The sequence below is a fragment of the Halomonas sp. BM-2019 genome (assembly GCF_017584085.1).
The window spans coordinates 3,749,546-3,761,238 of record NZ_CP071922.1; the positions used below are offsets into that span (position 1 = coordinate 3,749,546).

9 protein-coding genes and 1 pseudogene are annotated in these 11,693 nt (G+C 68.6%); 6 read left to right on the top strand and 4 right to left on the bottom strand.

The annotated features are described in order from the left end of the window. The 5 genes and pseudogenes from J5F18_RS18570 to J5F18_RS18590 form a co-directional block, all read left to right on the top strand. Positions 1–1,702: pseudogene (locus tag J5F18_RS18570) on the top strand (hypothetical protein); the annotation flags it as partial. A gap of 489 nt (positions 1,703–2,191) precedes the next feature. After that, complete coding sequence (locus J5F18_RS18575) at positions 2,192–2,536, top strand: hypothetical protein (protein WP_346300003.1); 345 nt, start codon at positions 2,192–2,194, stop codon at positions 2,534–2,536. A gap of 16 nt (positions 2,537–2,552) precedes the next feature. After that, on the top strand, positions 2,553–3,722 hold the full coding sequence (locus J5F18_RS18580; RefSeq protein ID WP_346300004.1) for a hypothetical protein: 1,170 nt from the start codon (positions 2,553–2,555) through the stop codon (positions 3,720–3,722). Positions 3,723–3,739: 17 nt separating this feature from the next. Continuing rightward, positions 3,740–6,577: an EAL domain-containing protein gene (locus J5F18_RS18585; protein WP_346300005.1), complete on the top strand. Its 2,838-nt coding sequence runs from the start codon at positions 3,740–3,742 to the stop codon at positions 6,575–6,577. Further along, the gene (locus J5F18_RS18590) at positions 6,574–7,389 is read left to right on the top strand and encodes a PEP-CTERM/exosortase system-associated acyltransferase (RefSeq protein WP_346300006.1); all 816 of its coding nucleotides are present in this window, start codon (positions 6,574–6,576) and stop codon (positions 7,387–7,389) included. Before J5F18_RS18585 ends, J5F18_RS18590 begins: the two co-directional genes overlap by 4 nt. Here the strand turns inward: J5F18_RS18590 and J5F18_RS18595 are convergent. Genes J5F18_RS18595 through J5F18_RS18610 form a run of 4 tightly spaced genes read right to left on the bottom strand, consistent with a single transcriptional unit; the run spans position 7,384 to position 10,832 of the window. After that, on the bottom strand, positions 7,384–8,439 hold the full coding sequence (locus tag J5F18_RS18595) for a DUF3541 domain-containing protein (protein WP_346300007.1): 1,056 nt from the start codon (positions 8,437–8,439) through the stop codon (positions 7,384–7,386). The genes J5F18_RS18590 and J5F18_RS18595 overlap by 6 nt on opposite strands. Beyond that, positions 8,436–9,182 (bottom strand): trimeric intracellular cation channel family protein, encoded by a 747-nt coding sequence (locus tag J5F18_RS18600; RefSeq protein WP_346300008.1) that lies wholly within the window; start codon positions 9,180–9,182, stop codon positions 8,436–8,438. The genes J5F18_RS18595 and J5F18_RS18600 overlap by 4 nt, the downstream gene beginning before the upstream one ends. Beyond that, positions 9,179–10,285 (bottom strand): DUF21 domain-containing protein, encoded by a 1,107-nt coding sequence (locus J5F18_RS18605; protein ID WP_346300009.1) that lies wholly within the window; start codon positions 10,283–10,285, stop codon positions 9,179–9,181. Before J5F18_RS18605 ends, J5F18_RS18600 begins: the two co-directional genes overlap by 4 nt. A 13-nt stretch (positions 10,286–10,298) precedes the next feature. Next, positions 10,299–10,832 carry a DUF305 domain-containing protein gene (locus tag J5F18_RS18610; protein WP_346300010.1) on the bottom strand — a complete coding sequence of 178 codons (534 nt, stop codon included), beginning with the start codon at positions 10,830–10,832 and terminating at the stop codon, positions 10,299–10,301. Between the two features lie 315 nt (positions 10,833–11,147). Here J5F18_RS18610 and J5F18_RS18615 point away from each other — a divergent pair, with 315 nt between their 5' ends. Further along, positions 11,148–11,642 carry a nodulation efficiency, NfeD-like protein gene (locus tag J5F18_RS18615; protein ID WP_346300011.1) on the top strand — a complete coding sequence of 165 codons (495 nt, stop codon included), beginning with the start codon at positions 11,148–11,150 and terminating at the stop codon, positions 11,640–11,642. The last annotated feature ends 51 nt before the right edge of the window (positions 11,643–11,693 follow it).

Genomic DNA, 11,693 nt, shown 5'->3' on the forward strand with positions numbered 1-11,693 from the left:
GGAGGCCGGGATGATCCGCCACGCCGATGGCGCACGCCTGCTGGACGACGCCCACCTGACCCTGGACGCCGAGGGACATCCGCCCGATCGGGACAATCGGGGCGCGACCCCACTGCCCCGGCGCGCCTCACTGGCCTGGGAGGGCGCCCGCCTCGCCGACGTGGCGGTACTGGCCCCCTACCTGCCCCCGGGCGCCCCCATCGCGCTCAGCGGCGGCCAGGCCGAGAGCCAGGGCCACCTGGCCCTCGAGGATGAGCGCGTCAGCGGCGGGCTGCGGCTCAGCGGAGACCGCATCAGTGGCCGCCTGCTCGACGAGGCCGTAACGGGGGAGATGACCCTGGACCTGGCACTCCGCGAGGCCTCCCTGGACGGGCGCCTGCTGGACCTCTCCGGCAGTCGCCTGGCCCTCTCGGCCACGGCCGGCAACGCCGAGCCCGACCGGCGCCTGGGCACTGTGCTGGTGGCCCGACAGGCACGCTTCACCGGCCTGGATGAGCCCGCCGCACGGCAGGGGCGGCTGGTGCTGGAAGGCATGGTCGACCGCCTGGGCTTCCTGGACGCCTTCCTGCCCCGGGAGCACGGGCTGGCCCTGCGCGGCCGGGGCAGGCTGGCCGCCGACCTGCGCCTGCGGGGCGAGCGGCTGCTGTCGGGGAGCCACCTGCGGGTGGACGCCGATGACCTCTCGGTGGGCTTTCTCGACTATCGGGCACAGGGGCGCGGGGAGCTCGAGGCCCGCCTGGAGGGCGTGGCCCCCGCCGTCCGGCTGCGCCTCTCGCTGCCGCGCTTCGCCCTGCGCCGCGAGGCGGAGCAGGAGCGCACCTGGCTGGCCGGGCGCCACCTGACCCTGGAGACCACCGCGCCGCGCTTCTCCCTCGATCCCGCCGCCCTGGACATCGCCGAGGTCACCACCCGGGTGGCGCTGCCTATAGTCGAGGTGCCGGACCTGGCGCTCTACAACGCCTACCTGCCGGAGGCGGCCGGGGTCGCACTGCGGGGCGGACGCGCCAGCCTGGAGGCAACGCTTGACCTTGAGGGACTCAGCGCCCGAGGCGACCTGGTGCTGCAGGGCTTTGGCACCGAGCTGCGGCTGGCCGAGCAGCGGCTCACCGGGGATCTGCGCCTGGAGGCGCGGCTGCGCGAGGGCGACCTGCAGGCCCGGCGCTTCGACGCCTCGGGCTCTCTGCTGCGCCTGGACAACGTTACCCGCCGAGACCCCGACGGCCAGGGGGAGGTCGGCTGGTGGGCCCGCCTGGCGCTGGAGGAGGGGGAGCTCACCTGGGCGGAGCCGTTGGAGGTTAACGCCCGCCTGGGGCTGGCCATGCGCGACAGCGGCCTGCTGGCCCGACTGTTCCTGGCCGGCGCCCGGGAACGCGACTGGCTGGGGCGGCGGCTGACGGTGCGGGACATCCGCGGCGAGGCGCGACTGAGCCTGGATGCCGAGGGCATCCGCCTGGACGAGGCCCGGCTGACGGGTGGCCCGCTGGCCTTGCTGGCCGACCTTCGCTTCCATGACGAGCGACTGGAGGGCCGGCTGCATGCCCGACTGGGGCGGCTGGCCGTGGGGATCGGGCTCCAGGACGGGGAGCGCACCCTGCGCTTCTGGCAGCCCCGCCGCTGGTTCGAGGGCAGCGCCGAGGAGGCCCAGCCGGCCTTGGAGGAGACCACGTCGGAGGCCTTCCGAGAGGCGCTCTCCACCCCCTGACCCAGGTCCCCACGGGGTCGCTCGTCAGGGCATGAAAAAGGGGATGAACAAAGGCCCAGGGAAGAGTCGTTACCATGCTAAAAAACATAGCGGGCTACGCCCCGGGCCTGTCGACGCGTTGAGCTCCTTCTGCTTTACATTGCCTTCCAATGATGTAGCGTATGAACATGACGGCCGCTTCAGCACAGCCGCCTAGCCACATCATACGGCTGCCATGACGATGACCAAACGGCCACGCCAGTAGTAAGTATTAGGGAGACCCTCGCCCGGAGCCCCGCACAAGACGGGGCCCGCGGCTTGAGCGAGTCATTCATGGGGAACCGATACGCCGATGCTGATCGCCATCCAGTCGCCGCCTGCCGCGACATCAAGCTGCCCATGCAGTTGCGCTGAGGTTTCCCGGTGGCGTGGCTGAGACACAGCCTGCTGCTGGTCCTGCTGGGTCTCGCCTGGCCATCCCTGGCTGTTGCCGCGGAAAGCCCGTTACTGGTGGCACATCCCGATGTCCACACCACCCACCTGACCCGCGATACCACCCGTGCCATCTTCGCCATGCGCCAGCGTACCTGGCCCGACGGCCAGGCGGTTCGTGTCTTCGTACTGAGCAACGACAGCACCGTGCATGGCCGCTTCGCCAAGGAGCGCCTGGCCGTCTATCCGCACCAGCTGCAGCTGGCCTGGGACCGTATGGTATTCTCCGGCACGGGCCAGGCCCCCACACGAGTCTATTCCCAGGTCGAGATGCGCGGACGTATCGCCAGCACCCCGGGTGCCCTGGGCTATCTGGAAAGGGAGTATCTGGATGACAGTGTCCAAGTCGTTACGATGGAGTGATCGCGGGGCTGGTCTGATGCTGGGCGTCCTGCTGCTGGGCAGCAGTTCGCAGGCCGCGGCGGATGCCGGCATGCTGGACACCCTGCAGCTGCATGGCTTCCTCAGTCAGGCGCTGGTGATCACCGATCGCAATGACTTCTTTGGCCCCAGCAGCAGCGACGGTGGCAGCCTGAAGTACACCGAAATCGGCGCCAACGCCTCGATCCGCCCCCACCAGGACGTGCTGATCGCCGCCCAGGTGCTCAGCCGTCGCGCCGGCGGCGACGGCCGCGAGGCTCGTCCGGTACTCGACCATGGGGTCGTCGACTATCAGATGGTCTCCAGCCCGCAACGTACCCTGGGCATGCAGCTGGGGCGTTTCAAGAACCCCTTCGGCTTCTACAACCAGACGCGGGACGTGGCCTTCACCCGGCCCAGCATCCTGTTGCCACAGTCGATCTACTTCGACCGTACCCGCTCACTCGGCCTCGCTGCCGATGGCCTGTCGCTCTACCATGAGGAACACCTGAAGAGCGGCACCCTGAGAACCCAGCTCGGGGTTGGCATGGCGCAGGCCGGCGACGACCTGAGACGCACGATGCGGCTGGAGAATACACCAGGCTCCCTGGAGCCCCGGCTCTCGGGCATCGGCCAGGTCCGCTACGAGCATGACGGGGGGCGAGTGGTGGTGGCCCTGAGTGCCGCCCATGCCCGGGCGCGCTTCGAGTCCGATACGCCCCTAGAGAGGGGCGGCGACTTCAGCTTCCGGCCCTGGATCCTCTCCCTTCAGTACAACGAGGAACTCTGGAGCCTGACCGCCGAGTACGCCCTGCGTACCTCGGTCCTGGACGGCTTCACCAACCCCTTCCTCAATCAGGACGTGACCGGGGAAAGCTGGTACCTGCAGTACACCCGCCGCTTCCATGACAACTGGCAATGGCTAGTCCGCTACGACAGCCTGGTCAACAACCGCGATGACCGCTCGGGATCCGCCTTTGAAGCCAGCGGTGCCGGCCCGGCTCACAGCCAGTATGCGGACGATGTCACCCTGGGCCTACAGTGGACCCCGATATCGAGGCTGATGCTCGCCGCGGAATATCACCACATTGACGGCACCGGCTGGCTGCCGATCCAGGACAACCCCGATCCCTCCGAGACAAGTCGCCGCTGGCACATGCTGCTGTTCCAGCTCTCGCTTCGCTTCTGACGGATATCCTGCCCGGCATGAACTCCTCGCCTTCCCGCGGGATCTCCCGCCTCAGCCTGACCTGGCGGGTCATCGCCCTCAGCAGCCTGCTGCTGCTGGGCCTGGTGGTGCTGTTCTCCTGGCTCGGCCATACCAACCTGACCCGTCAGTTCGAGTCGACCCGTGCCGAGCACAACGAGCGTCAGGCGCGGGAGATCCGACTGGCCCTGGAGCGCTCCGAGGAGGGACTGCGTCAGCTGGCCGCCATGGTGGCCTCGGTGCAGGGGCTCGGCGAGGCGCTCCAGGCCGGCCAGCCGGACGTGCTGGTCAGCGCGCTGGAGACCCAGTGGCCCTCCCTGCAGCTCGAGGCCGGCATCGACGAGATCCTCGCCTTCGACAGCGACAGGGTCCAGCACGCCACCTGGGGCGAGGGCCAGGTGCTGAACCAGCGGCCCGTCGAGGAGTGGGCAAGCCGCGTCCTGCGCGACGAGATGCCGGTTACCGCCCTGCGCTGCTCCAGCGACTGCCGGCAGTACGCGGCGGTTCCGGTGCTGGTCGAGGGGCAAAGCGTCGGCGCCATCATCCTGTCGCGCTCCCTGGCCGACGTCACCCGGCAGGCCCAGCAGGTGTCCGAGAGCGACGTGGCATTGCTGGTGGTCGGCAACCTGGACGGGGTCGAACTGCCCGCGGAGCGGACCCTCACGAGCTGGGGAGGGCACCTGGTGGCACTGACCCGCCAGCAGGCGTACCTGCCGCTGCTGAGGAGCGCCGCCGGCCAGGCCTCCGTCGACGAGCTGCTCCAGCGGCCGTTGCGGCTTCATCACGATGGCCGCGACGTCGAACTCAGCGCGGTCCGGATGGACGAGGACGGCGACCGGCGCAGCACCGGCTACTTCCTGCTCGCCTCGGACATCACCCCCCAGATCAAGGCCATCGGTCACGACACCCGCGTGCTGGTCGCCGTGGGCCTCGGCGGCTGGCTGGTGGCGGAGCTGCTGCTGCTCGCCATCCTGCTCAGTCCCATGGCGCGCCTGCGCCGAATCGCCGGCGTGCTGCCGGCACTGGCCCGGGGCGGCTTCGCCGAGGCGCGAGACGCCATCCCCCGCCCCAGGCGTTGCCTGGCCGACGAGATCGACATCCTGGAAGGCTCCACCCTGGCCCTCGCCAGCCAGCTGGAGACCCTGGAGCAGGAGGTCTCGGCCCGGGGCCAGCAGCTGGCCGAGCGGGTCGAGGAGCTGGCCAGGGAGCGAGACTTCATCGGCAGCCTGCTGGATACCGCCCGGGTCTTCATCGTCACCCAGGATACCTGCGGGCGCATCGGGCTGGTCAACGACTATGCCCTGACAGTCATGGACACGGAGGAATGGGCGCTGCTGAATCGCCTGTTCGAGGATGTCTTCGCGCCGGGTGGGTCAGCGGATGAGCTCCCCCCCGGCCTGTCCCACCTGGAGGAGCGCCCGCTGGTCACCGCCGATGGCCGACAGCATACCATCGCCTGGTACCACGCCCCGCTGCCAGGCGGCAATGGGGCGGCACAGGGGAGGATATCGGTGGGGCTGGACATCACCGAGCGCAAGGCGGCCGAGGCCCGCCTGACCTGGCTGGCCGAGCGCGACCTGCTGACCGGGCTCTACAACCGCCGCTACTTTCAGGAAGCCCTCACCACGACGCTGCAGGAAGGACGACGAGGCGCGATCCTGCTGATGGATCTCGATCAGTTCAAGGATGTCAACGAGCTCTGCGGCCATCAGGCCGGCGATCAGCTGCTGCGCAAGGTGGCCGACCTGCTCGCCGAGGAGCTCGGCCACCGGGGGCTCATCGCCAGGCTCGGGGGAGACGAGTTCGCCCTGCTGCTCAAGGACGGCGATGCCGACCTGGCGATCAGGGTGGCTCAGCAGATCCACCAGATCCTCGAGGGCACCCGGTTCGATGCCGAGGAACGGCGCCATCGCGTCTCGGCCAGCACCGGTATCGTCCTCTTCCCGGAGCATGGCAGCAACTCCATCGACCTGCTGGCCAGCGCCGACATGGCCATGTACAAGGCCAAGGCCTCCGGCACCCAGCGCTGGCACCTGCTTGCCACGGCGCAGGGTGCGCGCGAGGAGCTCCAGCAGCGGGTCTACTGGGAAGAGCGCGTCCACCGGGCCCTGGAAGAGGATGCCTTCGAGCTGATGGTGCAGCCCATCGTGCGCCTGGAGAATCGGGACGTACGCCACTACGAGGTGCTGCTGCGCATGCGTGACGAGGATGGCAGCCTGGTCTCACCCGGCTGCTTCATTCCGGTGGCCGAGCGCAGCGGACAGATCATCGCCCTGGACCGCTGGGTCCTGCGCCACAGCCTCAGGGCCCTGGCCCGTCTGCAGGACCAGGGGTTGAGCCTGGCGGTAAACCTCTCGGGACAATCGCTGCATGACGAGGGGCTCGAGCCCTACCTGGCCGAGGAGCTCGCCGCCAGCGGCGCCGACCCCGAGTACCTGATTCTCGAGGTGACGGAGACCGCGGCGGTGACGGATTTCTCCACCGCCCGCGGTGTTCTCCAGGCCATTCGCGATCTCGGCTGTCGCACGGCGCTGGACGACTTCGGGGTCGGCTTCAGCAGCTTCCACTACCTGGGCCAGCTGCCGGTGGACTACATCAAGATCGATGGCAGCTTCATCCGCAACCTGACGATCAGCGCCGACAGCCGCGTGATCGTCAAGGCGATCGCCGATATCGCCGCCGGGTTCGGCAAGCAGGCCATCGCCGAGTTCGTCGACAAGGAGCCGTTGATCGAGATGCTGCTCTCCTACGGCGTCCACTACGGGCAAGGCTTTCATCTGGGGCGCCCGGAACCGCTCGACAACATACTCGCACGCCACCAAGGAGACGGGGCATGAACACGAGACCACACACCGACACCGGGGCCTCCTCGGCGAGACAGCGCTATGCCCGGCTGCTCGAAGACTTCGACTTTCAGCTGGCGGCCAACCAGAAGCAGCGCCTGGAGGTCTACCACCTTCGTCACCAGGTCTATTGCCAGGAGATCGGGTACACCCCGCCGGATGGGGGCGCCGGCGAGATCGAGGTGGATCCCCATGATCGCCACGCCGTTCACTGTCTGCTCCGGCACCGACGCACCGGGCTGGCCGCGGGATGTTTCCGGCTGGTGTTTCCGGATCCCACCGTCCCCGAGGCATCGCTGCGCCTGCCACTGCAGGAGTATGGAGGCCGCAGCCTGACTCATACTCACCTGCACCCCAGCCGGCTGCCCTTCCATGAGATCTGCGAGGTATCGCGGCTCGCAACGGCAAGGGAGTTTCGCCACCACCCCGTCCGCTACGAGACCCTCTCTGCCGACACTCCCCACGAGCACTTCTCGGACGAGGAGCGTCGGCTTTTTCCGCTGATCACCGGCGCCCTCTTCCTGGCCACCCATGCCCTGGTAGAGCTGGCGGGACGCCGACACATCTTCGCGATGATGCAGCCCAAGTTGCCACGGCTACTCGCGAGGTCCGGCTTTCACTTCAAACTGATCGGTATGCCCATCGAACTCCACGGCGAACGCAGCGCCTATTACATCGACAACCAGGTGGCCGAGGCGGAGATGCAAGATGCCTTGCGCCCCTTCTACCGATGCATCCAGGATGCGTTGTCCCCCCAATTGGCCGGTGCCATGCCAACGCCTGGCCGGATAGCCATCCCGTCATAGCAGCCTGTCGCTCAGGTTGGGCCCGGGGTGGAGAGTATCCGGCCAGCGCAGCACCATGATGGCCAGCACGTTGCGATGCTCCCCGCCCGCCAGGTCAAGGCTGCCCTGGGGAGAGGGGATGATGCCGGCCTCGGGATCCACGGCGGCGACCAGTGCATCGCGAATCCGCAACACCAGCGGGTGGTCCTCACGCCCGGCCAGCAGGAAGCTCAAGGCCACCTCGGCCAGGATATCCTCGGTGGCCAGGCCCAGGATCCGCTCCTCCTCGTCCTCGAAGGTGGCCAGCACCCAGGTGAACTCCTCGGCACTCACCGGCTGCTGATAGTAGCGGCTCGCCGCGATCACGAAGTGCGTCAGGCCATAGAGCCAGTTATGGGTCTCGTCCCTGGCGAGCGACGCGGCGATGCCCGGCGGATAGCGCGCGCGGAAGGCCGCGACGACCTCCTCCCGCAGGTCGATCACACCCAACTGGTGGAGGAAGTGGGCCTGGTTAGCCACCTGGGCGGCATAGATGCGCAGGACGTCGGGATCGGTGAAGAAGGCGAGCCAGTCGACGCTTGCCAGGTAGGCGAGGCCACGCTCGCGCTCCTCCAGCGCCGGCAGCAGCCCGTGGTACTCCGCTTGGATCAGGCGGAAGAGCAGCTGCCGGGCAAAGATCATCTCCTCCCACTCGGCGAACATCTCCCGCCTGGCGCGCTGCTTGGCGGTGCGCTGCGAATAGGCCTCGACGAGTTCGCGACTGCGCTGTGCCGCATGGCCAGGCTCCTCCAGGGCGGCGAGGTCACGCTCCAGCCAGTCCAGCAGGCGCTCACCATAGGCCCGGTTCGGGGGCAGGTAGCGATCGTCGCCGGTCAACCGGTAGAGACGCTGGGCATAGTGACGCTGCTTGGCGGCGGGCAGTGTCGGCAGCGCCTGCTCGTAGACCGCCTGGATGGCCAGCCCTGCCCGCGCATGGCGCTCCGCGTCGAGATCCCCGGGCGAGCCGGCACAGCCTGCCAGCAGCACCAGCAGGCAGAGCCAGCTCCAGTGGAGGTGCCGCGCCCCTTTCATGGCTTCCTGGTCCGGCGCTTCGACTGCTCCGACCGGATCATCCGCACCCGCACCTTGGGCCGGGCGGGCCGGGGCGGAGGCGCCCCCTCGCCGGCTGCCTCGCCCGGTGGCCGCACCGCCGGGACGATCGTGACCCAGGCAAAGGTGGGCAGGGCCAGCTGCCAGTGGATGGCGGCCAGGCGCAGGCCCAGGGTCACCAGCAGCGCCAGGGCGACGGTCAGGGTGTCCGGCACGGCCAGGCCATCCAGCACCACGTAGGTGATCCCGCCGGCGATGGCCGCCGTGGCGTAGATCTCCTGACGCAGCACCATGGGCACCCGACGGGCCAGCACGTCGCGCACCATGCCGCCGGCTACCCCGGTGAGCAGCCCCATCAGCACCGCCACCACGCCGGGCGCCCCGAGCAGCAGCGCCTTGTGGGTGCCGATCACGGTGAACAGCGCCAGTCCGAAGGCATCGGCTACCGGCAGGAAGCCCCGCGAGAGGCGATGGATGTAATGGAAGCCGAGGATCGACAGCCCCACGGTGGCCAGGATCACCCACAGGTAGGTGGGGTCGGTGACCCAGAACACCGGCCGCACGCCCAGCACCAGATCACGCAGGGTGCCGCCGCCGATGCCGGTCACCGCCGCCAGCACCAGCATGCCGAAGGGGTCCATGCGCGAACGGCAAGCCAGTATCACCCCCGAGAGGGCGAAGACGATCACCCCCGCCATGTCCAACGCATAGATCAACCCGCTCACCGTCGCTCGCCTCCTCTGGCGTCATCCTCACGTGGCCGCACAGCATAATAGCCCATCACCGGTCCGGAAACGCCTTCTCTCACCGGCCCTCCCCCCTCCTGGCGGGCGATTCCGCGCAGGAGCCGGCCCAGCACGTCCGAGCCAGTCACGATCCGCCTCTGCTCTCCCCACAGCAGGATCACGTCCTCGTCAAGCACATCGTCCTCGCGATGCAGCGGCCGGACCCGAAAACGGCCGATCACCTGACCCAGCGGGGTGGCGGGATCACGCACCAGGATGGGTCGGTGGCAGTGGGCCAGGGGAAAGTGCTCACCGCTGCCGAAGAGGGTGTCGCGCAGGAAGGCATCAACGTCGATCACCAGCCGCGGCGTGCCGGCCTCGTCGACCAGCACCGCACGGCTCTGCCCGGCGGACTGCAGCGCCCTCAGGAAGGGGTCGCCGGGATCGCGGCGGATCTCGGGGAATCGGGGCCGCGCGCCGTCGAAGGGCAGCGTGATGATGCTGGAGGGGTCGAGCGGCTCGCCCTCGCGGCCTAGGGGAACATCGTCCAGGGCCAGGAAGTTCATGGCGCCCCGCCCCTCCAGCCGGTCGATCTCAGTCTCGGTGGACTCCATATGCAGGCGGATCAGCTGATGAAGGTCCCGCTCCCGATAATAGGGAATCCCCTCCGCACCGAGCCAAAGATCCAGCACCCAGGCGGTGGGCCTGGCCACCGGCCAGAGAAGCAGCTGGTAGGCACGCAGCAGCGGGGTCAGCAAGGCCGCCATGCGCAGCGCATGGCGGGAGAAGAAGGCCTGGGGCAGGATCTCCGCGCACAGGGTGATCACCACGGTTGAGAAGAGGAAGGCCGCCACGGCCCCCATCACCGACCCGGAGAGCAGGGCCAGCAGCACGTTCACCGCCACGTTGCCCCACAGGATGGTGACCAGCAGGAAGTTGGCATCGTCGCGCAGCGCCTTGACCCTCCGAGCGCGACTGTCGCCGCGGCGCGCCTCTATCTCCAGCTCCAGCTTGTTGATCGAGAAGAAGGCCAGGTTGAGCCCCGAGAAGATCGCCGACTGGCTGAGGCATAGCAGGATGCCGGTCCAGGTCAGCAGGGTCATCGGAGCCTCCATATCAAGAGAGAGGGGGGCGAGAGCCGACAGCGAGCACCAGCTCACCGCTGCCGAAGAGGGTGTCGCGCAGGAAGGCGATCTCCTCCTCCTGGGCCGCGATGACCTCCTCTGCCAGCTGGCGGATCTCCTCATCCTCGCCGTGCTCGAACACGATGTTGGCCATGTCGATGGCCCCCTGGTGATGGGGGATCATGCCGCGGGCGAAGTCCACGTCGGCATCGCCAGTGAAGCCCACCATCATGCCCTCGTGCATGCGATCGTTGGCCTCCCGGTAGGCCTGCACCGCCGGGTTGTCGGCGTGCTCGTCGTCGTGGTGGGCCTCGCCGTGATCGCCGTGATCCATACTCGGGTCGCCATGGGCGTGATCATCGCCATGGCTGGCGGCACTGGCCGGCTGAGCCAGCAGAACGGCCCCGGCCAGGGCAGCGCCACCCAGCGCCGCTGTCCACCAGCCAAGCCTGGTCCGGGGGGTAGTGGCGGCGATGGCGCGGACCTCGTCCTGGTGCTTCGGCGTACGCTTCTGTCGATGGGTCATCTCGAGGCTCCTTGCGGGATGGTCGTGATGCGGGGGAACGATAGGGTTGTGCGCCCTTCAGTCTCGGACCTGTGGGCAGCACAAGGGTCAAGGGCAGCGATACACCGAATGGAACCCCATCGGTGGCCTGGGTTCCTGGGCATCCGGTCACCCCCGTGCGGATAGGCGTCGACGGGGGTAAAGCTCGGGATCAGGACGGCCGGCACGAATCCCCTCGACCCCGACAGGCATGGCCCACTACCCGATAACCGGATACCCTCGAGGTTCACCGTACCCGAGACGTGCGCTCACGCTGCAGCGCACTATGGAATCCCCATGGACTGGAACCTCGCCGTCATCTGGCTGATCATCGCCCTGCTGCTGGGCCTGGCCGAGCTCACCACCGGCGGCCTGGTGCTGCTCGCCCTCGCGGTCGCCGCCGCCCTGACCGCCGGCCTCGCCGCCCTGGGGCTGCCACTCCCCTGGCAGCTGCTGGGCATGGGGCTCTTCTCGGGCGTGCTGGTGCCGCTGGCCGTGATGGTGATTCGCCCCCGCTTCTCGCCCCGGGGCGTGGCCTATGGCACCACCGGCACCGGGGTGGAGAAGGGCCGTACCTACACCACCCTCCAGCGCGACTTCGACGGCGCCACCGGCATCACGATCAACGGTGACTTCTACCGCCTGCGCGTCGCCGGTGCGGATGAGAGCAGCGGCAAGACCGAACTGCCTGCCGGCACCCGAGTCATCTTCCAGGCCTTCGATGGCACTACCGCCATCGTGACGCTGGCCTCTCCAGCGCCGGTCTCCGGCGCCACCCACGACAAGGAGTAATACCCAATGGACCTTCCCGTCAGCCCGGGGCTGATCATCGCCCTGATCGTC